Consider the following 25894-nt stretch of genomic DNA (forward strand, 5'->3'; position numbering starts at 1 on the left):
ATCTCAGAGGGCGAGATAATCCGCGAACAGCGCCTCCGGCGTGAGGCGGCGTGAGGAGAGGCCCGCGCGGAACGCCTCCTCGCAGAAGATGTCGATCGCGGCGCGATTTGCCTCGAAGCCCTGCGGGTGAAAGTCCTCGCCCATCAACGCGACCGTTTCGTCGAGTTCGGCCTCCATCCAGGGCGAGGCGTAGGGAAATCCGCGCTGGGACGCCATGAAGGCGGCGTTGGCCGCGGTGAACGCCTCGGTGAGGCTCTTCGCCACCCAGGGGTTCGCGTCGAACACCGCCCGGCGGATCGCCACCAGGTGAAGCGGCGGATAGACGCCGCGGTCGCGATAATAGGCCTTGTCGATCGCCCGCATGTCCGGGAAGAGGCGCACGATCGGGCCGTTTTCCGGGTCGTAGGCGACCGGCCGCGGCGGGGAGAACATGCCGTCGATCTCGCCGTCGATCAGCATCTGCGCGAGGAACCGGCCTTCCGGGGCGCGCGTGACGCCGTCAGGGAGCGCGCCGGCATGCGAGGTCTCGCCGGGGCGCTCGATATCGCCGACCCACCATGTGAGCGAATCGAGCGGCACCCCCGCATATCGCAGAAATTCGCGATACCAGACCGAGCCGCTCGCGAACCAGCTATAGAGACCGAACGGCCGGCCGATGAGATCGGCCGCCGTCTTCACCGGCCCGTCTTTGCGAACATAGATGTCCCGCCCGGCAAAGCCTCGCAGCGGGAAGATCGGCAGGGCGACGAAGCTCTCGTCACCCTGATCGACGCGCCGCAGATGGGCGCCGATCGAGGCTTCGCCGCCGGCGAGCGAGGGATCGGACAGGCCCGCCGCAATCAATTCGGCGCGGCGCGGCCAGGACCCGCCGGCCCCGAGGCGCAGCGTCAGATCGATACCGTCGGGGACGACTTCGCCCGTAGCGAGCGGCATCACGCGGCCATAGTCCGCGCAGGCGAGGGTGAGCGCGACGTTGCTCATCGTGACGTCTCCCTGAGGCCGTTCATGCCGAAACCTTGCGCGACGCGGCGAAGGCGGCCGCCTCGGCGAGGATCCGTGCGTGCGCCCGCGCGCCATGGCGGAAGCAGGCGAGCTCGAATTTCTCGTCCGGCCCGTGCGGGCGATCGTCGTCGAGCCCGAAGGAGAAGAGGAGCACGTCGAGGCCGAGAACGGTTCCGATCGTCTCCACCACCGGCAGCGAGCCACCGCATCCGCCGAGGACGGCGGGCCGGCCATATTCGGCCGACAGCGCGGCTTCGGCCGCCCCCATCCAAGGCGTGTCCGTCGGAATCTCGATCGCCGCGGAGGCCGCGAAGGTCTGCATCGAGAACTGGACGTCCGGAGGAAGGCGGTCGGCAAAAAAGGCCTCGATGCTCGCCCGCACTGCCTCCGGATCCTGGCCGGGCACCAGGCGGAAGGAGAGCTTGGCGTGCGCCTCGTTGGGGATCACCGTCTTGCTCCCCTCGGCGATATAGCCGCCCCAGATGCCGTTGATGTCGAAGGTCGGGCGCGACCAGAGGCGCTCGAGCGGGGTGCGGCCCGCCTCGCCCGCCGGCTCGGAGAGGCCGACGGAGGCGAGCAGCGCCGTCTCGTCGAGCGCGAGCGCCTCCCATTGAGCGAGCATATCGGCGGGCGGATCGACGATATCGTCATAGAAGCCGGCGAGCTGGACGCGGCCATCCTCATCGGCGAGTTCGGCGAGAACGCCGGTAAGGAGGTTCAAGGCGTTCGGCACGACGCCGCCGAAGAGGCCGGAATGAAGGTCGCTCGTCGCGGTCTTCACCGCCACCTCGACATTGACCCGGCCGCGGAGGCGGGTCGTGATCAACGGGGTGTCGATGTCCCACATATTGCCGTCGCTGATGACGGCGACGTCGGCCTTCACCTCGTCCTTCACCGCATGGAGGCAGGCCTCGAAGTTCGCGCTGCCGACCTCTTCCTCGCCTTCGAGCACCACGAAAATGCCCACCGGCAGCGTGCCGTGCGTCTCGATCCACGCCTCGAAGGCGGCGAGCCAGATCATCACCTGGCCTTTGTCGTCCGTCGCTCCGCGCGCGACGATGCGCCGGCCTTTGTCACCGTCGGCGAAGATCGGCTCGAACGGCTCGCTGGTCCAACCGTCTCCGACGGCGGCGGGCTGAACGTCATAGTGGCCGTAATAAAGGAGCGTCGGCGCGTCGGGGTCCGGCGCGGGATAGGACGCGATGACGGCCGGCCGCCCGTCGGTCGGATGGACGCGGGCGGTGAAGCCGAGCGCGGTCAGGCGATCGCGGAACCAGGTGGCGGCTTTGGTGCAATCGTCCGCATGGTCGGACTGCGCGCTCACGCTCGGGATCCGCAGCCACTCAAAGAGGCGTTCGAGCGAAGCCTCCTCCGTCCGCTCGAGATAGTCGAGAACGCTCTCGATGGTGGGTGCCATGATGGGCTCCATTCTTGTCTCGATGAAAAGTCGGCGCTCAGGCGGGATCGGCGACCTTCGGCCAGAACGGCCGGTCGACATTCTCGTAGGGCAGCATGGTCGTATCGGGGTTCGAGGCGCCGGGGGTCGCGGCGTAGAGGATCGCTTTCGCGATCGAGGCGAAACCGGCGTAAAAATGCTGGGTCGACTTCACCACCACGATCTTGCGGCGCGCGGGGTCGAGGCCGAGCTGGGTCATCATGTCGGGATTGGCCGTCTGAAAACGCTTGGTGTTGAGGACGATATCGATCCCCTCGCCCGACACCCAGACCGCGTCCCCCATCGGCGCGCGGAAGCCGTTGAAGTTCTGGCTCGCCCCTTCGACGATCCGCTCGACCTTGACGACGAGATCGACCGGATCACCGGAAATCACGCCGCATTTGCCGCCAAGCCGCAGCGGGATCGTCGCCCCCTCCCCGGCCTCGATGCAAAAGCGCACCGCACCCGGATCCCAGATGTTCGAGACGGCCGCGTCGCGGATGCCGCGCTCCAGCATCCGCGCCAGGATGAAGGTGGAATCGTTGGGCGCCCCGCAGCCGGCATTGTCGGCGGTGTCGGCGATCACCACCGGCCCCTCGGAGGCGGCGAGCGCCTCGTCGAGCGCCTCGTCGAGGGGCAGACAGGCGAGGCTCACCGCCGCGCGGATCGCCCACAGGTCGGCCGCGACGCGATCGGCGGCGGCCTTCGCCAAGGCAGGATCGGCGTCGGCGACGACGAGCGCCTTCGCGGTGAGATCGGCGACGTCGCCGTGCGGGAAGCCGTGGGCGAGGGAGACCGAGAGGAGGCCGGGCTCGCTCTCCATCGCGATCATCCGGTCGACGAAGCCGCGCATCTCGGGCGTCGTCGTCGGCATGTAGGTGTTGATGCGCGTGTCCGTCAGCGCCATCACCGGGGCGACCTCGCCTTGGACGGCGCGATAACAGATCGTGAACGCCTCCTCGGCGCGCTCGGCGACATCGGTGTGCGGATACTCCTTGAACGGGACGAGGAAGGTCGCCGCCTCCACCATCGTCTCGGTCAGATGAACATGAAGGTCGAGCTCGGCGCCGACGACAATGTCGGGCCCGACGATCGCGCGGATCCGGGTGAGGAGATCGCCTTCGGTGTCGGGATAGCCTTGCGCGATCATCGCGCCGTGGAGGGAAAGCAGCACCGCGTCGACCGGCAGGGCCGCCTTCAGATCGTCGAGGATTTCGTCGCGCAACGCTTCGTAGGTTTCGCGCAAGGTGGGCCCTGCGGGCTCGGCGAAGGCGGAGACGCTCTCGGCGATCTCGATGCCGTGCGCCTCGGCCCGGCGCCGCCAGACCCGCAGCGGCTCGGACAGGATGTGCTTGCCGTTCGCCGCCCCGTCGCCATGGCACAGCATCGTATCGGCGAAGGTGGTGAGACTGGTGGGCAGCGGCGAGAACGAATTCGTCTCTGTGCCGAGGCAGGCGATGAAGTAACGCATTGTTTTCTCAATCTCCTCGAAGCGGGGCCGCAATTCGGTCCAATTTTCTGTTGCGCGCGACCCAACCTATTCGTATCGTCGTCAATGTACAAACGTTTGCGCATCACCATACGATCATGCGCAAACGTTTGTACAAACGCAACTGTCATCAACTACGCCCGGTGTTCCACCGCCGGGCGGGCGCGGAGGCAAGTCCCGGCATCTCGCCGGGCCGTCAGCAGAAGGATGCAGCACGATGCGCAAGAGCCTAGTCACGGCAATCGCCGCACTCGCCATAATGGGCCTCACCGCCCAGGCCGAGGCCCAGACCTACACGGCCAAAGTCGTCAAGGTCGGCGGTGACGAAGAAACCCCGGAGAACCTCGCCCTTCTCCGCTTCAAGCAAATCGTCGAGCAGCGCACCAAAGGTGACGTCGCGCTCGAGGTGTTCATCGGCACGCAGCTCGGCGACGAGGTGGCGATCGCCGAGGGGATGCGTCTCGGCTCGGTCCAGGGCGGCCTCCTCACCTCCCAGGCGATGAGCCAGTGGGTGCCGCAGGGCGACGTCTGGAGTCTTCCCTTCATCTTCGAGACCTCGCAGGACGCGCTGAAAGCCGTCACCGGCGAGCCGGGCGAGATGGTCAAACAATATTACGAGGACCAGGGCTATCACGTCGTCGGCCTCTGGACCGCCGGTGCCCGCAATCCGGTCGGCCATTACGAGATCAAGACGGTCGAAGACGCCAAAGGCAAGAAGGTCCGCGTCAAGCAGAGCCAGCTTGCGATCGATATCTGGAACGCCGTCGGCGCCAATCCGACCCCGCTGCCCTGGCCCGATGTCGCCAATGCGATCGAGACCAAGACCATCGACATTTACACGACGCTCGGCTCGGCCTGGCTCGGCATGAAGCTTTACGAGAGCGCGCCGGTGTTCTCGCAGATCGACCACACCTGGGTGGTCTATGTGCTCTCCTTCTCCAAGTCGTGGTGGGACAAGCTGCCCCCCGAATATCAGGAGATCATGGAAGAGGCCGCTTATGAGATGGCGATCTTCCAACATCACTACCTCAATTACTTCAACATTCGCGGCCCCGAAATCGCCGCGCAGCTCGGCGGCACGGTCGTCAAGGTCGAAGACAAGAGCCCCTGGATCGAAGCGATGTCGAGCATCTGGAATGACTGGGCGGCCGAGGTCGACGGCGGCCAGGCGCTGATCGACGCCATCCAAGCGCAGAACTGACACCGGCACACCGCGTATCGCCGGTGCGCCGGGGATACGCGGATCGTCGACCTCTCACGAAAACGGGACCGTCATGACCGCAATTCACTCCGATTCCGGTACCGCCCAAAGCCGTCTCGCACGGGCCCTCGTTCTTCTCGTCAAGCTGCTCGACCACCTCGTCGGCGCGCTGGTGGTGCTCCTCCTCGCCGCGATCGTCTTCGACGTGCTCGCCGGGGTGGTCTCCCGCTACGTGTTCAACGATTCCTTCTCCTGGACCGAAGTCGGCGGGCGTTGGCTCTTCATCTATTTGCTGTTCCTCGGCACCGCTCTCGGCCATCGGGCCAAGAGCCATGTCGCGGTCGACATCCTCGCCCGCGCGCTGCCGGAGCGGCACCGGCCGGCGCATCAGTTCGTGATCGACCTCATCGTCGCCTACACGACCTTCAGCCTGCTCTTTTACGGTCTCGACCTCATCCGCCTCGTCGGCGGGACGGACATTCTCCTGCGCGTTCCGAGCTGGATGAAATACGCCGCGATCCCGGTCGCCGCGGTCGTCGGCCTCGTCTTCATCGCGCTGCGCGACCTTGAGGAAGGCGGTCCGGTCAAAGGCAGCGTCGCCGCCGTCGCGCTCGCCGGGCTACTCTTCTACGTCACGACGCTCGTCCAGCCGATGATCCACGTCTCGGGCGTCAGCCCCAGCCTCGTGATGGGGATCGCCTTTCTCGTAACGCTCGCGATCGGCGTGCCCGTCGCCTTTGCGATGCTCTTCAGCGCGTTTCTCGCGATCTTCGGCGCCGACCTCCAGCCCGCGCCCGCTGTCGTGCAGAATGTCGTCAACGGCGCGGGAAGCTTCTTGCTCCTCGCGATCCCGCTCTTCATCCTCGCGAGCCAATTGATGAATGTCGGCGGGTTGTCGACCCGCCTCATCGACTTCGCCCAATCCCTCGTCGGCAACGCGCGCGGCGGGCTTGCCCAGGTGAACGTCGTCACGAGCTTCCTCTTCGGCGGCATCTCGGGCTCGTCGGGATCGGACGCGGCGCTCAACGCCAAGATCGTCGTGCCGCAGATGACCCGGCACGGCTACTCTGCGCCGTTCAGTTGCGCCGTCACCTCCGCGTCCTCGATTCTGCCGAACGTCGTGCCGCCGTCGGTCGCGATGCTCATTCTCGCGGCGATCTCCGGCGCCTCGGTGTGGAAGCTCTTCATCGGCGGCATCTTCCCCGCGATGCTCCTCACCGCGATCCTGATGGGCGTCGTCTACGTGATCGCGATGCGGCGCGGCTATGGACGGACCGGACAGAAGGCGACGCTGTCGCGCGCCGGCCACGCTTTCCTGCGCGCCGCCCCCGTCCTCAGCCTCGCGATTTTCATCATTCTCGCCATTCGCGGCGGCGTGATGACGCCGACCGAGGCCGGCGGGCTCGCCGTCGCCTACGCCTTCGTGCTCGGCAAATTCGTCTATCGCGGCTTTGCCTGGCGCGACCTCTTCGGCGAATTGCGCACCGTCGGTATCGAAGCCTCGATGATCGGCTTCCTCGTCGGCGTCGCGGGGCCCTTCGCCTTCGTCCTCGTCTCCGAGCAGATCCCGCAGAACCTCATCGCCGCCGTGATGACGTTCGCCCACACCCCGACCGCCGTGCTCCTCGTCGTCGTCATCACCGGCCTCATCATCGGCACGGTGCTCGACATGGCGGTCGCGCTTTTGATCCTCGTTCCGCTCGTCATGCCCTTGGTCCGCCATGCCGGGATCGACGAGACCCATTTCGGCGTCGTCACCGTCATCACGCTGCTCCTCGGAGGCCTCACGCCGCCGGTCGGAATCATCGTGTTCATTCCCGCACAAATTACGAACACGCCCGTGATGCAGGTCTTCAAAGAGGTTTTCCCGTTTTTTCTCGCTCTGATTGTCGGTTTGTTGATCCTCACGTTCGTTCCAGCGGTTACGTTGTCCCTCGTAAATTGGGTTTCATAGCCGACTGAGAACAACCACGAGGCGAGGATTAGCCAGAATGCAGAGAGGCCGTAAACCGACCAAGTCGCCGAAGGAGCCGGACCACGCGTCCGCCGCGCCTTCGCTCCGCACGATCTCTCAGCACGCCGGGGTCTCGATCACCACCGTCTCCCGCGTGCTCAATGGCCGCCCTGGCCGTATCGCTCCGGCGACCGTTGAACGGGTCCAGCGTTTGATCGAGGAGGTCGGCTATCGTCCGCACCAATCCGGCCGATCGCTGCGCACGCGCGAATCGTCGATCATCGCGGCCCTCACCTCCGATCCGTCGAATGCCTATTTCTCAGCCATCGCCGGATCCATCGAATCGGCCGGTCGCAACGACAATCACGTCATGATCCTCGCCAACACGATGGGCGATCCACAACGTCAGGACGAGCGCCTTCTCGAGATGCGGTCCTATCTGACGCGCGGGATCGTCCATTTCGGCGCGGTGCCGAGCCCTGGGCTCCAACGTTTTCTGGAACAGGGGGTGCCGATGGTCTTCATCATCCGCCCCTGCCCGCTTCCGATCGAGGCGCCGCTCGTCGGCGTCGACGATTATCGCGCCGGAACGGACGTCGCTGAGCACTTCATCAGCCAGGATTATCGCACCTATGGCGTGATCCTCGGCATCGAGGCCTCGCGGGCGAGCGAGCGGCGCTATCTCGGTTTCCGCGACCGGATGAAGGACGCCGGGCACGAGGTCGCCGTCGGCGGCCGCCATATCGGCGGCTCGATGATGGAGAGCGGCTATCTCCAGGCGACGACGCTGCTCGAGCGCAAACCGCCGCCGCGCGCGATCTTCTGCACCACCGACATGCTCGCCTATGGCGCCTTTCGGCGCTGCACGGAGCTCGGCCTGCGCGTGCCGGAGGACGTCGTCCTCTTCGGCTTCGACGACAATCCGCTCAACGAGTGGGTCGCGCCATGGCTCAGCACCGTGCGCACGCCATACGAGAGCTTCGGCCCCAGCGTCTGGGAGGTCTTCAACACGCTCTGGACCGACCGAGGCTCCGACCCGCCGCAAATCATTCTGCCGCATCACCTGGTGATCCGGCCGGAAGACCGTGCCCCCATCACGAGGCACGACGCATGATCAACACACCCTGAGGAGACCGTTTCGTGCCGAGCCTTGAAGAACGCATCGAACGACTGGAAGCCATTGAGGAAATCAAGCGTCTCAAGGCGTATTACGCGAAGTGCGCGGACGAGAAATACACCGAGGACCACGAGCGCCGGCCGCAGGACGAGGTGAACGCCGTCGCCCGCGACCAGTGCTCGGTGTTCACCGAAGACGCGATCTGGGATGGCGGCGTCTTCGGCCGCCATGAGGGCCGCGAGGCGATTTACAACAATCTGCGCCTGGGGCCGTGGAAATTCACCGTCCACATGTTCATGACGCCGCTCATCGAGGTCGACGGCGATCGCGGCACCGGACGTTGGCTCATCTGGGAGACCGGCACGCTGACTGAAGGCGACACGCCGATCTTCCTCGCCGCATCAATCGAAGAGGAATACGTCAAGCAAGACGGAAAGTGGCTCATCTCGAAGGTCGAGCAGACAAACCGTTTCATGACGCGGTTCGACACGCCATGGACCGTCAACAAGAACCAGCCTTACCGCCCCTGAGGGCCTGCGCCGCGCGTCAGAAGAAGGCGCGCGGCCTCAGCCCGTGATGGAACCAATTGATCATCGAATAGATGTCGTAGACCGGCAGGCCCAACGCCGACCGTAGCGCGGCGGCGTAAGGCGGCATGTTGGTGCATTCGAGCACGATCGCGCCCACGTCGGGATGCTTTGCGACCAGCGCCCGGCCCGCATCGACGATATCGGCCTCGGCGAGATCGAGGTCGAGATCGTCCTTCTCGGCCTTGATGAGGACGCGGAAGAACTCCCGACCCGCTTCCGTCCCCTCGATCGGGGTATCGGTCGGCGCGCCGACGGCGGCGAAATGTTGCGGCGTCAGCGTGCTCGCCGAAACGGTCACCACGCCGACCCGCTTGCCGGGCGGCAAGGTCGCCTGCACCCACGGCACCTGCATCAAAGCCGACGTCGCGACCGGCACGCCGACAGCCGCCGCAAGCTCCGGCTGAAGGAGGGCGAGGAAGCCGCAATTGGTGGTGATCGCCTCCGCTCCGAGATCGACGAGATCGCGCGCCGCCGCGACGAACTCCGGCAGCATCTGGTGCGGATCCTGCAGCACGATCTTCTCCGGGCTCGCCCCGCGCACCACGCGAAAGAGGACCGGAAAGGGCCAGGTCGCCCCGTTCCCCATGTCACCGAGGACGCGGGGAAAGCGTGCCTCCAGCATCAGGATGCCGAGCGGCGCGCCGTAGATCGCCTTGCCGCCCTGCACGATGCGCCCTTTGGGAATGCTCGAAAGATCGTCCACCCGGTGTCTCCTGCGCCACATCCGGCCCGTTCGTCCGCAACAGAAGACCCAATGTCGCCTCCGTTCAAGACGCGATCGCGCCCCGAAGATCGGAAAGGGCGGGAAGGATGCGCGAGAGGTCCACCGGCCGCCCCTCGCCGAAGCCGAAATAGAGCGCGGAAAAATGCGCGAAGAGCGCATCATAGACCGCCACCGCCGCGGGATCGGCGCGGAAGAGGCGCATCGGCGGGCAAAGCGCATCCTGCGCGGCATCGACCGCCTGGAAGGCGCCCGCCGCGACCGCCGCGAAGAGGCACGCCCCGACGCCCACCGGCGAGCGCTCCGGCACCAGGATGTCGCGCCCCAAGACGTTGGCGTAGACGGTGTTCAGGATGTCGTTGCGCTGAGGGATGCCGCCGGCATTGATCATCCGCTCTGTCGGAACTCCGCCGCCCGCCATCCGCTCCACGATGATGCGGACATGCATCGCCATCCCCTCGATGGCGGCGAAGAGCTCATCGGCGGCCGTCGTGTCGAGGCTCGTTCCGAGCGTCACGCCGGAGAGGTCCGGCCGCGCGAGAACCGTGCGATCGCCCTTGTCCCACGGCAGGCGCAACAGGCCGGTCTGCCCGGCCCGGTGGTGCGCGATCTCGGCCGCGAGGCTCGCAACGTCCCGCTTTGCGCGGCGCGCGATCGCCTCGAAGAGATCCCCGGTCGCCGACTGTCCGGCCTCGATGCCAATATGGGCCGGATGGACGCTGCCCGGCACCATGCCGCTCACGCCCGCGATCGTCCCGATCCCTGCCGGGGCGATCGCCACGACGCAGGTGGACGTCCCGATGACGTTGACCATGTCCCCCATGCGGCAGCCCGCGCCCATCGAGTCCCAATGCGCGTCGACGCCGCCGACCGGGATCGGAATGCCCGGCGCGAGGCCGAGCCGGTCGGCCCATTCCGGGCAGAGGGTACCGGCAATATGGTCGGAGGTGAGAACCTCGCTTTCGAGGCGGCGATTGATCCCGTCGAAGAGCGGATCGATCCGGGCGAGGATCTCGTCCGGCGGCAGGCCGCCCCACCGCCGGTTCCACATCCATTTGTGACCCATCGCGCAGGCCGAGCGCTTGAGATCGGCCGGCCGCGTGACGCCCGTCAGCGTCGCCGTCACCATGTCGCAATGCTCGACCGCGCTCGCCATGTCGCGGGCCGCCGGATCATGGCGCAGGAAATGAAGAAGCTTCGCGTAACCCCATTCGAGCGAATAGACACCGCCCGACCAGTCGAGCGCCTCGTGTCCGCTCGCTCTGAACGCGGCGGTGATCGCCTCCGCCTCGCGCACCGGCCGGTGGTCGCACCAGAGATAATAATCCGAGACCGGCCGCATCCGCTCGTCGACGAAGACCACGCTCGATCCCGTCGTGTCGCAGGCGAGCGCGGCGATGGCGCGCCCGTCGATCCGGGCGCTCGCGATCGCGCCACGCATCGCCTCGACGAGGGCGGCCATATGATCGGCGTGCGACTGGGTCGCGGCGCGCGGCGCGTCCGGCAGACGCTTGAGCGGGTAGCCCGCACTCGCCGAGCCGAGCGGCGTCCCGTCCGTCTCCATCACGGTGACGCGGACGCTTTGGGTGCCGAAATCGATGCCCGCGACGATCGTCATCCGGTGCGCCCTTCGATGCGGGACGGCGGAACGGACGGCATGGGCATCAGGCGCTCTTCCTCAAAGACGGAGCGCGACCTTGCCGCCACCTCGGCTATAAGTGCAACGGGGGTGATCATCGCCCCGACGATCGGCCGGTCCTCGCCCGGCCCCCACGGAGATTGAACTGATGCCGATAATCCGGGTCGAGCTTCTCGAAGGCCGCACCACCGAGCAGAAACGCGCCCTCGTCAAAGAGGTGACGGAGGCGTTCGTGCGCACCTGCGGCGGCAACGCCGCCTCGCTCCAGGTCGTGATCCACGATGTTCAGACCGAGAATTGGGGCTCGGGTGGCGAGCTCATCGCCGACAAAAAGAAGGCCTGACGGGACCCGCCACCGCCCTCGCGTCGCGCGCCCGTCCTAGACGGCGTGGCGCGCGCGCCATTCCGGCTCCGTCCGCGCCTCGATCTCCGCGACCGCCCGTCGCCGGCCGACGAGCAGCGCCCGCCGCTGATAGCGGCGGATGAAGGCGCGCAATTGCGGGTCTGGCAGCTGCTTTTCCCCGGTGCGCCACGCGTTCACATAGCCGATGAACATGTTGAGCCCACCGAGCAGATAAGGCGGCTCCAACGAGCGGAAGGCGCACGTCGCCGTAAAATAGAGAAGATCGCTCCCCATCACATACTGGCCGAGCCCGTGGCGGCGGCGGCCGGTATAGATGCTCTTCTGGCTCGACCCCATCGGGCGCAAATGGATGAAATTGAGATCCGGCGCATCCCAGCTCACCGCGATCCAGCCGAGCTTGCGGGCTTTGTGGCAATCGATTGCGTCCCACATCACCATCGGAACGAATCCGTCGATCTCCTTGAAACAGGCGGTCCGGTAGAATTTCGTCATCCCGACGGACATTTCATCGCCGCGCCGCTCGGAGACGAGGCCGCCATCGCGCCGGTTATAGGGCTTGCCGCTCGCCGTGCCGATGCGGGGATTGTCCGCCATCCGGCGCATCAGCTCCTCGAAATAGCGGGCGGGCAGTTCGAGGTCCAAGTCGATCTTGCAAACATAATCGAAGTCGTCGAGATCGATGGTCGCGAGGCCATAATTGAACGCCTCGACGACGCCGCCCCCCACCGCGCGGAACCCGCGATCGGGCTTCTTCACCACTCGGATGAAGGGATGGGCCGCCGCATATTCGGCGAGGATCTCCGGAGTCGCATCGTTCGACCCGTCATCGACGACGACGAGGAGAGCAGGCTGGATCGTCTGCGCGATGATGCTGTCGAGTGTCACCCGCAGATAGTCGGCCTCGTTCCGGCACGGCGCGATGAGCGCATATTTCGTGGTCATTCCGTCCCCGTCTGTCGCGCTGTCCCGAATCGTCACCCATGACTGAAGAGGGTTTTGCCCCCGATGGGAAGAGACGCCGCTCGCGTGGGGTGGGGAAGAGGCGGTACACTCAGCCGATGAGCGAGCCCGCCACCTGGATCGAATATCTCCCCCGACGCGAGAAGGCGGCCGCCGCGCGCCGCGCCATCGCGTGGGAGGTCTATACCGAGCGCGCGGCCGCATTCCTCCTCGTGCTGACGGTCCTGTTCCTGCTGATCGGCCTCAACCCGCTCGCCAAGGATGACGGACAGTCCGCGGGCGGATCGACGATGCGTCAGATCGTCCTTCTCGGCCTCGCCGGGCTCGCGGCGCCGCTCCTCCTGCTGCGCCTGCGCATGGCGCTCGCGATCCTCGCCCGGTCCTGGTCGCTCCTCCTCGTCTTCGCGGCGCTCGCGATGACGACGTTCTGGTCGGCCTATCCGAGTGTCACGATCCGCCGCTTCATCGTCTTCGTGATCTTGTTCGTCATCGCCCTCGCGATCGCGAGCGTCCTCAACACGCCGCGCAAATATCTGACACCGCTGATGATCGCCTTCGCGATCACCCTCCTCGCCGACTATGCGGTGACCCTCGCCCTGCCGGGGCGCGCCTTCACCCCGCTCGGCCTTGCCGCGCTGCACGCCTCGAAGAACACTGCCGGCATGGTCGCCCAGATGATGACGATCGTCTTCGCCGCCGCCCTGCTGGCCGAGCGACGGGCGTTTCAGTTCTGGGCCATTGCCGGATTCGCCGTGCTCTCGCTGGGCTTTCTCGCGCTCACACTGTCGAAGACGAGCCTCGGCATCACCGTCCTCATCGTGTTCGGCCTCGTGCCGATCTTCGTGCTCGCCCGCCGCAACAAGGCGATCGCGCTCTTCATCCCGATTGGTCTCGTCGCCATCGCCGGTCTCGTCGTCTTCGCGACGGGGGCCTTCCAGTTGAGCGGCGCGGATTGGGCGCGGATCCTCACCGGCGACCCGACGCTCACCGAGCGGGATCAGATCTGGCGCGCGAGCCTGCTCCACATCGAGAACCGGCCTTATTTCGGCTACGGCTTCGGTGCGCAATGGTCGATGCTGCCGATCTACCACCCGCTCTGGAATTATGCCGGCTTCTGGACCGGCAACGAGGACAACCTCAACATCCTGCGCCAGTCCCACAACGGCTATCTCGACATCATGATCCATGGCGGCGTCGTGCTCGCCACGGCGGTCGCGATTTTCATCGTCCACGCCTTTTGGGACATCGGCCGCGCGATCGGCAAACGCTCGGCCGATCGATGGGACATCGCCGGCTCGGCGATGTTCGCCGCCTTCTTCGTCTCGCTCCTCATCAGTAACATGCTGGAATCGACGCTCTTCTTCCCCGAAGGTTTGTTGGGCCAATTTCTGATTCTCCTTCTTCTCGCCCACACCGCCTGGCAAACCACCCCGACCCCGAATCACCGCTGACGATTCCGGCGCCCCGAACGATCGACGAGGAGACCGACGTGCCCCCCGACACGCCATCGCCGCGCCAAGACACGAGCCGCCCGCGCGTCACCTACATCACGATGGTGGCGCCGCTGCCCGCCCGAAACGGCTACTGCGTCCGGATTCAGACCATCGGCAACGTCCTCGCGCGCCATGCCGATCTCAGCTTTCTCGTGCTCCAACAACGGCAGGATCCGAAGGCGGAGGAGGCAACGCGGACCCGGTTTGCCGCCGACTTCGTCAACGCGCCGCCGCATCCGAAATGGCGCAAGGGCCTCACCCACCTCTCAGCCGCGCTCGCCAATCGCAATCGGTGGATGGCGAAATACGCCTCGGGGCCGCTGCTCGAGGCGACCCGTACGGCGCTGGCGCGCCAGAAGCCGGATCTCGTCGTCCTCGGCTCCCTCTCCCTCTACAGCCTGAAGGACGCGCTGGGCCTCAGCGACGCGCGCATCATCATCGACCATCACAATGTCGAATCGATCAATTATGGCCGGATGGCCGCCACCTCGACCGGCCTTTCGCGCCTCCTCGCGAAGGTCGACGAGCGCGGCTTCCACGCGCTCGAACGGCGCTCGGCCGGCGCGCGCGAGCACTGGGCCGTCTCCGACACCGACCGCGAAACCTTGGAACGCATTCTCGGCACGTCGGTCCTCACCGTGCCCAATGTCGCCCAGCCGACCGCCTTCGACATCGATCCGAACGGAACGCGGGCCGACGCGCCGCCGGTGATCGGCTTCATGGCGAACTACGAATATTATCCGAACGTCGAGGCGGCCTTCGAGCTGTTCCGGATCGTCAAGGCGATCCGCGCCCGCGGGCTCGCGGTGGAGGCCTTCGCCATGGGCGCCCACCCGACCGATGCGATGCGCGCGGCGGCCGCCGATGCCGGCGTCACCGTCACCGGCTTCGTCGACGATCCCAAGACGATGTACGAGCGTTTCTCCCTCCTCCTCGCGCCGATCCGTTCGGGCGCCGGCACCAAGCTCAAGATCCTCGAGGCGCTCGCGATGGGACTTCCCGTGGTCACCACGCCGATGGGCAGCGAGGGTATTCCGATCGCACGCGAGCGGATCGGTATCGTCGCCGAGACCAACGAGGACCTCGCCCAAGCCTGCCTCACCCTCTTCGAGGATCGCGCCCATCTCGCCGAGATCGGCGCGCGGGCCCGCGCGTTCGCCAAGGCAAACGCATCACTCGCGGCGCTCGAACCCGCGATCGCCGCCTCGATGGACCATGCCGGCGCGGATATCGCCGCCGGCCGTCTCCCCCGCTAGCCTCCTCCTCGCGCCATGCCGCCATCCGCATCCTCCGGCACCGCACAGCGCGTCGCGCGCTGGGTCGGCTCGCTCGTGACCGGAGCCCTGTTGCGCACGGGGCTCCTTCTCGGGGCGACGATCGTTCTCGCCCGGCTTCTCGACCCGGAGGATTTCGGGCTGGCGAGCCTTGCGACCAGCATCGCCATCTTTCTGGCGGTCTTCGCCGGTGGCGTCCCGTTCGAGGAGGCGCTCGCACAACGGCGCATCCTGCGGCGCAAGCATCTCGACAGCGCGTTCGGCGTCTCGATCGCGGCCGGTATCGTGGCGGTTTGCGCGATCCTCCTCGCCGGCTGGCTGATCGGCCCCCTCTTCGGCTCGGCCGCGTTCTGGCCGCTCCTCGCCTTCGCGACGCTCTCGGTCTTTGGCCAGGCCCTCATCACGGTCCACACCGCAATCGCCCGGCGTCGGCGCCGGTTCGGCCTGATCGCGCGCTCCAACACCGTCGGCGCCGTCGCCGGTGCGGCGGGGGGGATCGCGGCGGCCTATCTCGGCGCCGGGCCGTGGTCGGTCGTTCTGATGCGGGTTCTCATGCTGGGCGCGCAGGGTGGCGTCCTCGCCGCCGGGTCGGGTGTTCGCGTCCTGCCGCGCGTCTCGCGCCCGCATCTGCGCGACATCGCGCATTATTCCTCGTTCAGCCTCGGCCAACGGATCGCGACCGACAGCGCCTATATTCTGATCAACTACACGGTCGCCGCCTTTTTCAGCGTCGCCGCCGTCGGCGCCTTCAACATGGCGCTCCGCCTCACCGAGCCGCTGCGCGGCCTCTTCCGCGGCATCACGCACAACACCGCGTTCGAGTTCATGCGCGAAAAGACCCAGGCGCAAGGCGGTTTCGCCGACCGCTTCGCCCTGATCCTCAGCGTCGCGACGGTGGTGATCGCGCCGGTCTTTCTCGGCATCGCCGCGATCGCCGAGCAATTTCTCGGCGTCCTCATCGGCCCCGGCTGGGGGGACGCTGCTCGGATCGTCCAAGCGCTCGCCATCGGAACGGCGCTGATCCTGCCGCTCGACCTCGCCTCGACCGCACTCAACGCGCGCGGCCAGCCCGGCTATCTCGTCGGGCAACGGATGCTAGGGTTCGCTGCGCTCGTCGCCGGGCTCGTCGGCGCGGTGGCGCTCAATCTCGCGGGTTTCGGCGCCGGCCTTGCCCGCATGTTCGCCGACATGGCCGAAGGCGCATGGGCGGCGCGGGCGATCGTCAGACGGCTCGGCGTCAGGGGATCGGCGCTCGCGCGCGCCTTCGCCCTGCCTTGGGCGACGGCCGCCGGGATGGCCATCGCGGTCCATGTCGTCATCGGCACGACGATCGGCCATATCGGCGATGTCTACGCCCTCGCGCTGGGCGTCGTGGCCGGCGTCGCGATCTACGCGATCGCGATCGCCATCGTGATGCCGGACGTGCGCGGCTGGGCGCTCGGCGCGCTGTCGCGGCGGTCCAAGGGTTAGCGCCGGCCTCAGCCGTCGCGCTTGGCGCTCCGGGACAATTCGCGGTCGTGCGTGAACTTGTGTCGGAGAGCGACGAGATCGCCCCGCGCGATCAAGCCGACGGCATTCTTCGCCCGGCGCAAGGTCCGCGGAAATTTCGACTTCGCGACCACCGACCGCTGATGCCGCCACTCACGCAAGACGAATGGCTTCACCAGCCGAAAGATCGCGGTGCGATTGCGGATGATGGCGACCCGCTCCCACTCGTCTTCTTCATCCATGAACTGAACGAGCATCTGGCCGGTCCAAATGTCGATATCGTCGACGAGGCAGTAACCGCCCACCGTCAACCGCGCGGCCGCATAGGTCCAATCCACCGCCGGTATCGGAAAGCCATGGCCGCCATCGATCAACACGATGTCGAGGGGGCCCGTCAGGCTCGGCAACACATTCTGCGAAAATCCTTCCACGAAGGTGACGCCTGACATCTCGATGCCACGCTCCGCCGCCTCGGCCCTGATCCGGGCGATCTCGTCGGCCGAAGGCGTCACCGCGGTGTGTCGCGCACCCGCGGCAGCGAAGGCGAGCGTCGAAACGCCCGCACCGGTCTCGAGCGAGGATGTGCCGGCATCGCAATGGGCGGCGATGAACTCGGTCACGCCTCCAGAGATTTCCCAATTCGCCATTCCGTCGGCGTGCAATTTCACCATCGGCAAATTTCTCCAGGGCCTCGGCGAGCGTGTCGCGAGGCCGTGCGCCATCACCGGAACGCGAACCGGACGAGGCCCCCTTTTCCAAATGGACTGAACGAATCAGCCAGCGAACATGATGTGAAATAACGGGGAATCATTCCCCGAGCGCATCAACCGAGATCCGCCGCCGGGCCATTCTCCCGCTCCCAAGGCGGCACCGATCCGAACGCCTCGACCAGGAAGTCGATGAACACGCGAACCTTCGGCGCGAGATTGCGCCGGTCGAGATAGACCGCCACGATGTCGGAACTCTCGTCGATATAGTCCGGCACCAGACGCACCAGCCGGCCCGCCGCGATATCGTCGCCGACGAGATAGGTCGACAGCCGCGCGATCCCGACGCCGGCCAATGCCGCGTGATAGAGTAAATCCGCGCTGCTTGCCTCGAAGTTGCCGGACAGGCGTGGGGCCCGCGCGCCGTTGGCGCCGACCGCCCAGTCGTTGAAGCTCGCGACCGTGGACAGCGCCAGGGAATTGTGGCCCGACAAATCGCCGAGCGAGCGGGGCGCCCCGTTGCGCGCCACGTAAGCGGGCGAGGCGCACAGCACGCGCCGGTTCGGTGCGAGGCGGCGGACGATCACGTTCGGATTGGCGATCTGCTCGGAAAAGCGCAGCGAGACGTCGAACTCCTCGGAGGCGAGCTCGTCCTCACGGTCCGACACTTCGAGCGACAGTTTGATCTCCGGGTAGCGGTCGAGAAACTCCGGCAGAAGCGGCATCAACTGCGATTTCGCGAACGCCACCGTGGACCCGACGCGCAGGATCCCGTTCGGATGCGCGCTCATCGAGCGGACGAGCGCCTCCGCCTCCGACACGTTCTCGGCGAGTGCCACGCACTTTTCGAAGAAGACCTGCCCCTCCCGCGTCAGCGAAATCCCGTGATGGGAGCGGTTGAGGAGCCTGACGCCGAGCCGGTTCTCCAAGAGCCCGATCTGTCGGCTGACCGCGGACGTCGAATGGTCGCGCGAGCGGGCGGCGGCGGAGAAACTTCCCCCTTCCACCACCTCGGCAAACAGCACCATCTGGCTCGACAGGTCCATGACCGATCCGACCTTACCCTACAGTCAAAGGCGCATTGACTGGATATCGACTTCCGAACGCCCCTTGGCCCACATAGGTTGTGCGTCGCAGCAAGTCTATTGCAGCGCAGCATAGCTGAACGTCGGCCGTCCTGGATAGCCAATACGGGTGAACCGGACCTGACCGCCATGCGCGCCAATGGACGAACCGGAATTTCCCGCCGCGGGACTAGCCATTCGGGCCGGGGCGCGTCGGGTGACAGTCAGGAGTAACACGATGTCTCTCGTCAATTCGCAGGATCGCGGCTGGGCCTTCGCCACCGCAGAGCGCGTGACGGACGGCTTTTCCCGCATGAAGCAGGCCGTCGTTGCGGCCGAAGGTCGCCGCCGCGCGATCAACCGCACCTACCGCGAGCTCAACGAGCTCAGCGATCGTCACCTCGCCGATCTCGGCTTCGCGCGTTGCGATCTGCGCAAGGTCGCGCGTCAGAGCGTCGAGCAGGGCTGATCCGTCCCGAGCCGTACGCGGCTCGGCTCACGTTTCGTTACACAGGGGCATCGGCCCTCGGATGTCGGTCGCAGGGCGGTTCCCTCCCCCCGGCCTGTGACCAGTTCCGGCGCGCGTTTCGTCTCTTGTCCGCGCCGGTTCGAGCAACATGCGATGGATCTCTCGGGCTGCAGCCGAGCGATGCCCCTCGCCCCTCGCCCGCTCCTTTCCTCCCAGAGGACGGGCGGGGGGCGCAAATCGCGCACCGCCTCAGCCGCGCGCGATCCCCCGCAGCACCTCCCCCAGCGCCGGATCCAACACCGCGCTGACATCGACGACCAGACAGTCCGCGGCGAGACGCTGCGCCGCGTCGCTTCCCGTCGCGAGGCGGACATGGTCCTTCCGCGTCGTCACCAGCTTCAATCCAGCCTTGGCCGCCGCGTCGCGCAAGCCGGTGATCTCCCGCGCCTCGAACGCGTGATGGTCCGCAAATGGCCGTGCCTCGACGAGCGTCGCGCCCAACGCGCGGACGCTCGCGAAGAACTTTTCCGGCCGTCCGATGCCCGCGAACGCCAGGACGGGCACCCCGTCGAGCGGCTCCGACACCGTCGGCTCGAGGTGGGCCGTGAAGATCGGCACGCCGAGATCGGGAAGCGGCGCAGCGATCCCCTCGCCTGCATCGACCACGATGAGCCCATCGGCGAGCGGAGCATGGGCCGCCAGCGGAGCCCGCAACGGCCCCGCCGGCGTGACACGGGCGTTCCCGACGCCGACCGCGCGGTCGATCACCAGCGCCGACCAGTCCTTCGCGAGACCCGGATTCTGAAATCCGTCATCCATCACGATGACATCGCCGAGACAGGCCGCGAGCCTTCCGCCGGCGGCCCTGTCGCGCGAGACGACGGTCGGCGCGATCGCGGCGAGGAGGAGCGCCTCGTCGCCCACGTCCGCCGCGCCTTCGTCGCCGATGATCAGCGGCCCTTTGAGCCGGCCGCCATAGCCCCGCGTCAGGAAGACCGGCCGATGCCCCGCCTCGAGAAGCAGCCGCGCCACGGCGATCGCCACCGGCGTCTTGCCGGCTCCGCCGACGGTCGGGTTACCGATGCAGATGACCTTCGCCTCGACCGTCGCCGCCGCCGGGCGGTGCATCCGCCGCGCCGCCACCATTCCGACGACGCCGCCGATCGGCGCCAACAGCCGCGCCGCGCTCCCCGCCGGACGCCACCAGAAGGCCGGGGCCTTCACAAGGCCCGCCCCGCTTCGACGGCGTTCGCCGCGAACCATTGCGACAAGGCGTCCATCGTGCGGCCGAGCGCCCCACGCTCGGCGTCGAGCACCAGCGCCGCGCGCTCCGCGAGCGCTGCCCGCCGCGCTTCGTCGTCGAAAAGGGCGCTCACCGTCTCGGCCAACGCGTCCGCGCCATCGACGACGAGCGCCGCGTCGCCAGCGAGGAACGGCTCGAACATCTCGCCATGCGAAGGCCCCGTCAGAAGGGCGGTCCCATGCGCCGCCGGCTCGGCCGGATTGTGGCCGCCGAGCGGGACGAGCGAGGCCCCGAGAAACACCACCGGCGCGACCGCGAAGAGCGTCCCCATTTCCCCGAACGTGTCGGCGAGATAGAGGCCGGCTTCGGGCCGCTCCCCTTTGCTGCGCCGCGTCATGTCGAGCGGATCGAGCGCCTCGATCGCGTCCGCCCGCTCGACATGGCGCGGCGCGATGATGGTGAGAATGTCAGGCCAACGTTCGCGCAGCCGCCGATGGGCGACGATGACCGCCTCCTCCTCGCCCGGATGGGTGCTCGCCGCGAGCCACACCGGCCGCGACCCGATGACCTCGCGCAGCGCTTCGACGGCGGCGGGATCGGCGATCGGCGGTGCGGCGTCGAATTTGATCTGCCCCGTCACGTGGACCTCACGAACGCCGAGCGCTTCGAACCGCTCGCCTTGCCGCGCCGTCTGACAGAGCGCGAGATCGATCATGCCGAACAAGGGCGCCGAAAGCCACGGCCGCGCCTTCCACCGCGCGAAGGACCGTGCGGACAGCCGCGCATTGACGTGCGCCCGCGGAATACCGCGCCGTGCGAGCGCCTGAAGCGTCGCGGGCCAGACCTCCGATTCGGTGAAGATCGCCGCTTGCGGCCGCCACGTATCGAGGAACCGCGCAACGAACGGCGCGGCGTCGAGCGGGGCGAACTGATGACAGAGCGAGGCCCCCTCGTGCGCGGCGACCCGCCGCGCCGCCGTCGGCGTCGAGGTCGTGACGAGGACGGGATAGCCCCAGCCGACGAGGCTGTCGGCCACGGAGAGCGCGGCGACGCTCTCCCCGACGCTCACCGCGTGGAGCCAGATCGGCGCCTCGGGGAAGGGCACGTGCGAGGCGACGCCGCGCTTCTCGGAAATTCGTCCGGCGTCTTCCTTACCCCGCGCGGCGCGGTGCGCGAGATAGGGGGCCGCGAGCGGAGCCGCCAATCGTCCCGCCGCTTCGTAGACCGACCAGACGGCACCGCCGGTTCGCGTCACGCGACGTGGGTTGTGTCGGTCTCGGGGTCGAGCAGACGATGGAGATGGACGATGAAATAGCGCATGTGCGCATTGTCGACCGTCTGCTGCGCCTTCGACTGCCAAGCTTTGTGCGCCTCGGCATAATTCGGGTAAACGCCCACCACCTCGACCTTGTCGAGGTCGCGGAAGGTCACGCCCTTGAGATCCGCGAGCTCGCCGCCGAGGACGAGGTGAAGAAGCTGCTTCTGTTCCGCCATCACGATCGCCTTGTCCGCCCTTCAGTCAAACCATAAGCAAGGATCCGCGCGCCATCTCACGGAACCGACGCTCACGCAGTGTGCGCCGCATAGTCGGCGGCCAGACGCCGCAGCGCCTCGGCCAGATCCCGCGGACCCGCGACGATCGGCGCGTGCGCGGTCGACGCACTGTCATAAAGCGGCCGTGTCCCATCCAATGACGTCAGAGTTCCACCCGCCTCGTGCACGATCAGGTCGGCCGCCGCAAGGTCCCAATGGTGCGGGCCTTGCTTGGTGATGACCCCGTCGAGCCGCCCCTCCGCCACCCGCGCGAGGCGCAAGGCGAGAGAGGGAATGGAGGCGGCCCGCTTGACGCCACGCTCCGGAAAGCCTCCCTCGCGAAAGAGTGGCCCGGGCGCGGCGATCTCGGCCCCGTCGAGCCGGGTCCGCCCGGTGACGTGGACCGGCGCGCCATCACGAAACGCACCACCGCCGAGCGAAGCGCAATAGAGCACTCCGGTCACCGGCCGCAGGATCGCGGCGGCAATCGGCCGCCCGTCCTCTACCACGGCGGCGACCACCGTCCACGCCGTCTCCCCCCGCAAAAAGGCGCGCGTTCCGTCGATCGGATCGACGACGAAGGCCCGGCCGCACACGCCCGGCGCAGCCGAGGTTTCCTCCGAGACCCAGCCATAATGCGGCCGCGCCCCGCGCAGATGCTCCGCAAGGCAGCGATCGACCTCGAGATCGGCGACCGACACGGGCGTTCCGTCCGCCTTGTCCCACCGTTCGGCCGCAGCACCGAAATAGCGACGGGCCACCTCACCACCCGCGCGCACGGCCGCAACGAGGACGTCGGTGTCCTCGCGTGCGGACGTCAGGCGCGCGGGGTCAACGGCCACCGATGGTCAACCCCTCGATGGCGATGGACGGCGCGTTGGTGGAGTAGAGCCCCGGCGCGTCGTCACCGAAGCGCGCGCGGGCGAACATGTCCCTCAGGTTGCCGGCGATGGTGATCTCGGCCACCGGCGCGACGATCTCGCCATTCTCGAACCAGAACCCCGCCGCGCCACGGCTATAGGCGCCGGACACGATATTGGCCCCGCTGCCGATCAGCTCGGTAACGAGGAGCCCGCTGCCGGCCTCCTTCATCAGGCTCGCCATGTCCCCGGCCCCGCCGAGGACCGAGACATTGGTCGCCATCGGCGACGGCGCGCCGGTTCCCCGGAAGCCGCGCCCGTTGCCCGTCATGCCGAGCCGCCGTGCGGTCGAAAGGTCGAGCACATAATGGTCGAGGATACCGTCGGCCACGATGTCGATCGCTTCGGAGGCGAGCCCCTCCCCATCGAAGGGGCGCGAGGCGAGGCCCCGCACGACGCGCGGATCGTCACGAATGGTTATCCCGTCGGCGAGCACCTTCTCGCCGAGTTTGCCGGCGAGGAGGCTCGCCTCGCGCGCGACGGCCGACCCGTTAACGGCGCCCAGCAGGTGGCCGACAAAGCCGGTCGCGATCGTCGGCTCGAAGATCACCGTCGCAACGCGGGTCGAGATCGGCTCGGCCTCCATTCGCCGCACCGCACGACGGCCCGCGGTCTCGCCCACGGTCTTCTCGTCGACGAGATCGGCGAGATGGCGCTTGGCCGAATGCCAATGGTCGCGCTCCATGCGCGTCCCGTCGCCTGCGATCGCACGGGCGACATGGCTGTGGGTCGTGGTGAAATAGCCGGCGGAAAAGCCGTTCGTCGCCGCGTACCAGCGCGCCGCGCGCGCCGCCGAGGCGGATGTGCCGGCCGAGTTCGTCACCCCCGGCACATGCTTCATCGCGTGTTCGAGCCGGTGGGCGCGTTCCGTTAACGCCTCGCTCGTGAGGACGATGCCGTCGTCGATTTCGAGCGAGGCGGCATCGATATCGCGCGCGAGGGCGGCCGGATCGGCGAGCGCCACCGTATCGTCCGCGGGTGCGGCTTTCGCCATCGCGACGGCCCGTTCGGCGACGGACTTGATGTCCCCGCTCGGGTTAACGCCCACCATCGCGGCACGGTCGCCGACGAAGACGCGAAGGCCGAGATCGGCCTCCTCGGCGCTCTCCACCTCCTCCGTCACGCCATTGCGGACGGTGGAGGATACCGAGAAGCGCGCCAGCGCCACGGCGTCCGCATTGTCGGCTCCGGCGGCCTTCGCCGCGTCGAGCGCGGCCTCGGTCAGCGCGCTGAGCCGGTCGAGACTGAGATATTCGATCGTGTCGTGGGACATAGCGGGATGGTTTAGAAATCCTTACTGGCCGAAGCAAGGCAAAGAGCGGATCGTCAGGAATTCCGCGGCCTTGGCCGGACATTGGTTACGCATTGGTAAATTCGCCGCTCTTGATTCGGTCGCTTCACTTAGCGTGGCCGAAAATGGGTGCCTGTAGGGTGCACTCATCAGATCGAGATGTCTTTCACGGAGCGCAACCCATGTACGCCGCAGCCTTGAACAGCGCCGCCATTGTGTCTTCCGCCCCCGTGACCGCTGCCGCCCCGTCCTCCCTCGCCGCGAACGCCGCCAATGACGCGATGCCGACGAAGAGCGAGAGGGCGACCGTGACCCTACCGACGCATCTGTCCCTCCGGGGCCGGCGCGATCGACCGGTCTCGGTGGATATTTCCCGCGACGCGGTCACCATTCGCCCGCATAGCGGCGAGGCGGCCGCGGCCACCCGTCCGCTCTCTTCTTATCGCGGCGTCGCCGTCACCGTCGAGCGCGGCGAGGGCGAACCCGTCTTTCATTTGTCGCTGATGCACGAGGAGCACGAGCACTCCGTCCTCCTGTCCTCCGGCACCGAAGTCGCGACGGTCGCACGGGAATGGCAGGCCTGGGCGAAGGCGCTGTCGCTTCCCCTCCTCGCCGTCGAGGCGGACGGCCGTGTGCACGCCGAGCTCACCGCGCTCGGTGTCGTCCTCGCCGAGCGCCCGTCCGAGCGGCGCAAGGGGTCGGCCCTCGTCGGCCGCCGCTCGCTCTATGGCCGCCGTCGCCGCGCCGCCCCGCTGGCGCGCAGCTTCAAGGAGATGAACGTGATTGCCGGCGAGCGTGAGATCATCGCGCGGACCTGAGCCTCAGAGCATCGAGTCCGCGACGAGACCCACGAAAAGGAGCCACCCGGCCCACCGGTTCGACCGGAACGCGTCGAGGCAGGACGCCGGATCGTCCGTCGACACGCGCGTCACCTGCTGCCCGAGATGGATCGCGAACGCGGCAAGGCCGAGATAGCCGAAGAGCCCGGCCCCCGCGAACCACAGCGCCCCCGCGAAGAGGAGGACGGTCGCCCCGTAAAAGAGGCCGACCGCGCGCTTGGTGTTCGCGCCGAAATGCCGCGCCGTCGAACGCACGCCGATGATCGCATCGTCCCGCCGGTCCTGGTGGGCGTAAATCGTATCATAGCCGATCGTCCAGCAGATCGACCCGACATAGAGGAAGGCGGGCGCCCAGCCGACTGTGCCGAGCGTCGCCGACCAGCCGAGCCACGCGCCCCAGGAAAAGGCGAGGCCGAGAATGAATTGCGGCCAGTCCGTCACCCGCTTGGCGAGCGGGTAGAAGGCGACGATCACGAGCGACCCGAACGCCATCATGATCGTAAAGGCGTTGAAGGACAGCAGCACCGCAAGGCCGATAAAAGCGAGGAGCAGCATGAACAGCATCGCCGCCTCGGCCGAGACGCGCCCGGACGGGATCGGCCGGGACTTCGTGCGCTCGACATGGGCGTCGATATTGCGGTCCAGAATGTCGTTGTAGGTGCAGCCGGCCCCGCGCATCACGATCGCGCCGATCATGAAGAGGGCGAGGTGCGCAAGGTTCGGCGCCGCGCCGACCGCGACGCCCGCGAGCGCCACCGACCACCAGCACGGCCACATGAGGAGCCACCAGCCGATCGGCCGGTCGAGGCGGGCGAGCTGGGCATAGGGCCGCAGCCGGCCCGGCACGAAACGGTCGACGAAATTGCCGGACGGCGCGTCCTGCACACGGCCGGTCGATGCGTTGACGGCACGAACGTCGCTCATCCGAAATGTCCTCATTCTTCCGCCCCCGGATCCTCGCTCCGGGGTCGCCGCGGCCTCTCGCCCGCTTCATTTCCCGCAAGTGATTCCACGCGGGACGAAAGCGCGCTAGAGACTGCGCCGATTGATCATGTGCGTTTGACATGAGGGACAAACCCTCCCGCGTCAAACGCCGGCCCA

24 protein-coding genes are annotated in these 25894 nt (G+C 67.3%); 10 read left to right on the top strand and 14 right to left on the bottom strand.

Going from position 1 to position 25894, the window contains the following annotated elements; translation table 11 throughout:
• Positions 1 to 3: 3 nt before the first annotated feature.
• Genes L1787_RS08475 through L1787_RS08485 form a run of 3 tightly spaced genes read right to left on the bottom strand, consistent with a single transcriptional unit; the run spans position 4 to position 3908 of the window.
• Complete coding sequence (locus L1787_RS08475; protein ID WP_235708308.1) at positions 4 to 981, bottom strand: substrate-binding domain-containing protein; 978 nt, start codon at positions 979 to 981, stop codon at positions 4 to 6.
• Positions 982 to 1003: 22 nt separating this feature from the next.
• Positions 1004 to 2419, bottom strand: coding sequence for a M20/M25/M40 family metallo-hydrolase (locus L1787_RS08480; RefSeq protein ID WP_235708309.1), 1416 nt, complete (start codon positions 2417 to 2419; stop codon positions 1004 to 1006).
• A 37-nt stretch (positions 2420 to 2456) separates the two neighbouring features.
• Complete coding sequence (locus tag L1787_RS08485) at positions 2457 to 3908, bottom strand: M81 family metallopeptidase (protein WP_235708310.1); 1452 nt, start codon at positions 3906 to 3908, stop codon at positions 2457 to 2459.
• Positions 3909 to 4143: 235 nt separating this feature from the next.
• Here L1787_RS08485 and L1787_RS08490 point away from each other — a divergent pair, with 235 nt between their 5' ends.
• From L1787_RS08490 to L1787_RS08505, 4 genes are all read left to right on the top strand, one after another.
• The gene (locus tag L1787_RS08490; protein WP_235708314.1) at positions 4144 to 5127 is read left to right on the top strand and encodes a TRAP transporter substrate-binding protein; all 984 of its coding nucleotides are present in this window, start codon (positions 4144 to 4146) and stop codon (positions 5125 to 5127) included.
• A 73-nt stretch (positions 5128 to 5200) separates the two neighbouring features.
• Positions 5201 to 7081, top strand: a complete 1881-nt coding sequence (locus L1787_RS08495; RefSeq protein ID WP_235708315.1) for a TRAP transporter large permease — start codon at positions 5201 to 5203, stop codon at positions 7079 to 7081.
• 37 nt (positions 7082 to 7118) lie between these two features.
• Positions 7119 to 8195: a LacI family DNA-binding transcriptional regulator gene (locus L1787_RS08500; protein ID WP_235708316.1), complete on the top strand. Its 1077-nt coding sequence runs from the start codon at positions 7119 to 7121 to the stop codon at positions 8193 to 8195.
• Positions 8196 to 8221: 26 nt separating this feature from the next.
• The gene (locus L1787_RS08505; RefSeq protein ID WP_235708317.1) at positions 8222 to 8728 is read left to right on the top strand and encodes a nuclear transport factor 2 family protein; all 507 of its coding nucleotides are present in this window, start codon (positions 8222 to 8224) and stop codon (positions 8726 to 8728) included.
• Positions 8729 to 8744: 16 nt separating this feature from the next.
• Here L1787_RS08505 and L1787_RS08510 read toward each other — a convergent pair whose 3' ends face one another.
• Positions 8745 to 9491, bottom strand: coding sequence for an aspartate/glutamate racemase family protein (locus tag L1787_RS08510; protein WP_369415074.1), 747 nt, complete (start codon positions 9489 to 9491; stop codon positions 8745 to 8747).
• 64 nt (positions 9492 to 9555) lie between these two features.
• Positions 9556 to 11127 carry a ribulokinase gene (locus L1787_RS08515; RefSeq protein WP_235708318.1) on the bottom strand — a complete coding sequence of 524 codons (1572 nt, stop codon included), beginning with the start codon at positions 11125 to 11127 and terminating at the stop codon, positions 9556 to 9558.
• 169 nt (positions 11128 to 11296) lie between these two features.
• Between L1787_RS08515 and L1787_RS08520 the strand changes: the two genes are divergently transcribed.
• Complete coding sequence (locus L1787_RS08520; RefSeq protein WP_235708319.1) at positions 11297 to 11491, top strand: 4-oxalocrotonate tautomerase; 195 nt, start codon at positions 11297 to 11299, stop codon at positions 11489 to 11491.
• Positions 11492 to 11527: 36 nt separating this feature from the next.
• On the opposite strand, the gene L1787_RS08525 is transcribed toward L1787_RS08520, so the two are convergent.
• Positions 11528 to 12454 carry a glycosyltransferase family 2 protein gene (locus tag L1787_RS08525; RefSeq protein ID WP_235708320.1) on the bottom strand — a complete coding sequence of 309 codons (927 nt, stop codon included), beginning with the start codon at positions 12452 to 12454 and terminating at the stop codon, positions 11528 to 11530.
• Positions 12455 to 12570: 116 nt separating this feature from the next.
• On the opposite strand from L1787_RS08525, the gene L1787_RS08530 reads away from it, so the two are divergent.
• Genes L1787_RS08530 through L1787_RS08540 form a run of 3 tightly spaced genes read left to right on the top strand, consistent with a single transcriptional unit; the run spans position 12571 to position 16709 of the window.
• Positions 12571 to 13923 carry an O-antigen ligase family protein gene (locus L1787_RS08530; protein ID WP_235708321.1) on the top strand — a complete coding sequence of 451 codons (1353 nt, stop codon included), beginning with the start codon at positions 12571 to 12573 and terminating at the stop codon, positions 13921 to 13923.
• 38 nt (positions 13924 to 13961) lie between these two features.
• On the top strand, positions 13962 to 15221 hold the full coding sequence (locus L1787_RS26010; RefSeq protein WP_235708322.1) for a glycosyltransferase: 1260 nt from the start codon (positions 13962 to 13964) through the stop codon (positions 15219 to 15221).
• Between the two features lie 15 nt (positions 15222 to 15236).
• Positions 15237 to 16709: an oligosaccharide flippase family protein gene (locus L1787_RS08540; RefSeq protein ID WP_235708324.1), complete on the top strand. Its 1473-nt coding sequence runs from the start codon at positions 15237 to 15239 to the stop codon at positions 16707 to 16709.
• Positions 16710 to 16717: 8 nt separating this feature from the next.
• Here the strand turns inward: L1787_RS08540 and L1787_RS08545 are convergent, their stop codons facing one another.
• Positions 16718 to 17398 carry a class I SAM-dependent methyltransferase gene (locus L1787_RS08545; RefSeq protein WP_235708325.1) on the bottom strand — a complete coding sequence of 227 codons (681 nt, stop codon included), beginning with the start codon at positions 17396 to 17398 and terminating at the stop codon, positions 16718 to 16720.
• A gap of 152 nt (positions 17399 to 17550) precedes the next feature.
• Positions 17551 to 18480 (bottom strand): LysR family transcriptional regulator, encoded by a 930-nt coding sequence (locus L1787_RS08550; RefSeq protein ID WP_235708327.1) that lies wholly within the window; start codon positions 18478 to 18480, stop codon positions 17551 to 17553.
• A gap of 256 nt (positions 18481 to 18736) precedes the next feature.
• Here L1787_RS08550 and L1787_RS08555 point away from each other — a divergent pair, with 256 nt between their 5' ends.
• Complete coding sequence (locus L1787_RS08555) at positions 18737 to 18967, top strand: DUF1127 domain-containing protein (RefSeq protein WP_369415075.1); 231 nt, start codon at positions 18737 to 18739, stop codon at positions 18965 to 18967.
• A gap of 249 nt (positions 18968 to 19216) precedes the next feature.
• Here the strand turns inward: L1787_RS08555 and lpxK are convergent, their stop codons facing one another.
• The 5 genes from lpxK to L1787_RS08580 all read right to left on the bottom strand — a co-directional run bounded on the left by lpxK (position 19217) and on the right by L1787_RS08580 (position 23936).
• Positions 19217 to 20191, bottom strand: a complete 975-nt coding sequence (gene lpxK / locus L1787_RS08560) for a tetraacyldisaccharide 4'-kinase (protein WP_235708329.1) — start codon at positions 20189 to 20191, stop codon at positions 19217 to 19219.
• Positions 20188 to 21465, bottom strand: coding sequence for a 3-deoxy-D-manno-octulosonic acid transferase (locus tag L1787_RS08565; protein ID WP_235708332.1), 1278 nt, complete (start codon positions 21463 to 21465; stop codon positions 20188 to 20190). Before L1787_RS08565 ends, lpxK begins: the two co-directional genes overlap by 4 nt.
• Positions 21462 to 21704 (bottom strand): DUF4170 domain-containing protein, encoded by a 243-nt coding sequence (locus tag L1787_RS08570; RefSeq protein ID WP_235708333.1) that lies wholly within the window; start codon positions 21702 to 21704, stop codon positions 21462 to 21464. Before L1787_RS08570 ends, L1787_RS08565 begins: the two co-directional genes overlap by 4 nt.
• Before the next feature lie 71 nt (positions 21705 to 21775).
• Positions 21776 to 22585 carry an inositol monophosphatase family protein gene (locus L1787_RS08575; protein WP_235708335.1) on the bottom strand — a complete coding sequence of 270 codons (810 nt, stop codon included), beginning with the start codon at positions 22583 to 22585 and terminating at the stop codon, positions 21776 to 21778.
• Entirely contained in the window at positions 22575 to 23936 is a 1362-nt protein-coding gene (locus L1787_RS08580; RefSeq protein ID WP_235708337.1) for a TldD/PmbA family protein, read from the bottom strand. Before L1787_RS08580 ends, L1787_RS08575 begins: the two co-directional genes overlap by 11 nt.
• 200 nt (positions 23937 to 24136) lie before the next feature.
• Between L1787_RS08580 and L1787_RS08585 the strand changes: the two genes are divergently transcribed.
• The gene (locus tag L1787_RS08585; protein ID WP_235708339.1) at positions 24137 to 24772 is read left to right on the top strand and encodes a DUF6101 family protein; all 636 of its coding nucleotides are present in this window, start codon (positions 24137 to 24139) and stop codon (positions 24770 to 24772) included.
• Positions 24773 to 24775: 3 nt separating this feature from the next.
• On the opposite strand, the gene ubiA is transcribed toward L1787_RS08585, so the two are convergent.
• On the bottom strand, positions 24776 to 25717 hold the full coding sequence (ubiA, locus tag L1787_RS08590; protein WP_235708341.1) for a 4-hydroxybenzoate octaprenyltransferase: 942 nt from the start codon (positions 25715 to 25717) through the stop codon (positions 24776 to 24778).
• Between the last annotated feature and the right edge of the window lie 177 nt (positions 25718 to 25894).

The organism is Acuticoccus kalidii, assembly GCF_021556395.1.
Lineage (GTDB): Bacteria > Pseudomonadota > Alphaproteobacteria > Rhizobiales > Amorphaceae > Acuticoccus > Acuticoccus kalidii.

Bases quoted from the DNA above. Each gene is read 5' to 3' on its own strand.
- L1787_RS08475 (WP_235708308.1), bottom strand. From the start codon at position 981: ATGAGCAACGTCGCGCTCACCCTCGCCTGCGCGGACTATGGCCGCGTG.
- L1787_RS08480 (WP_235708309.1), bottom strand. From the start codon at position 2,419: ATGGCACCCACCATCGAGAGCGTTCTCGACTATCTCGAGCGGACGGAG.
- L1787_RS08485 (WP_235708310.1), bottom strand. From the start codon at position 3,908: ATGCGTTACTTCATCGCCTGCCTCGGCACAGAGACGAATTCGTTCTCG.
- L1787_RS08490 (WP_235708314.1), top strand. From the start codon at position 4,144: ATGCGCAAGAGCCTAGTCACGGCAATCGCCGCACTCGCCATAATGGGC.
- L1787_RS08495 (WP_235708315.1), top strand. From the start codon at position 5,201: ATGACCGCAATTCACTCCGATTCCGGTACCGCCCAAAGCCGTCTCGCA.
- L1787_RS08500 (WP_235708316.1), top strand. From the start codon at position 7,119: ATGCAGAGAGGCCGTAAACCGACCAAGTCGCCGAAGGAGCCGGACCAC.
- L1787_RS08515 (WP_235708318.1), bottom strand. From the start codon at position 11,127: ATGACGATCGTCGCGGGCATCGATTTCGGCACCCAAAGCGTCCGCGTC.
- L1787_RS08520 (WP_235708319.1), top strand. From the start codon at position 11,297: ATGCCGATAATCCGGGTCGAGCTTCTCGAAGGCCGCACCACCGAGCAG.
- L1787_RS08525 (WP_235708320.1), bottom strand. From the start codon at position 12,454: ATGACCACGAAATATGCGCTCATCGCGCCGTGCCGGAACGAGGCCGAC.
- L1787_RS08530 (WP_235708321.1), top strand. From the start codon at position 12,571: ATGAGCGAGCCCGCCACCTGGATCGAATATCTCCCCCGACGCGAGAAG.
- L1787_RS08540 (WP_235708324.1), top strand. From the start codon at position 15,237: ATGCCGCCATCCGCATCCTCCGGCACCGCACAGCGCGTCGCGCGCTGG.
- L1787_RS08545 (WP_235708325.1), bottom strand. From the start codon at position 17,398: ATGGTGAAATTGCACGCCGACGGAATGGCGAATTGGGAAATCTCTGGA.
- L1787_RS08550 (WP_235708327.1), bottom strand. From the start codon at position 18,480: ATGGACCTGTCGAGCCAGATGGTGCTGTTTGCCGAGGTGGTGGAAGGG.
- L1787_RS08555 (WP_369415075.1), top strand. From the start codon at position 18,737: ATGTCTCTCGTCAATTCGCAGGATCGCGGCTGGGCCTTCGCCACCGCA.
- L1787_RS08570 (WP_235708333.1), bottom strand. From the start codon at position 21,704: ATGGCGGAACAGAAGCAGCTTCTTCACCTCGTCCTCGGCGGCGAGCTC.
- L1787_RS08580 (WP_235708337.1), bottom strand. From the start codon at position 23,936: ATGTCCCACGACACGATCGAATATCTCAGTCTCGACCGGCTCAGCGCG.
- L1787_RS08585 (WP_235708339.1), top strand. From the start codon at position 24,137: ATGTACGCCGCAGCCTTGAACAGCGCCGCCATTGTGTCTTCCGCCCCC.
- ubiA (WP_235708341.1), bottom strand. From the start codon at position 25,717: ATGAGCGACGTTCGTGCCGTCAACGCATCGACCGGCCGTGTGCAGGAC.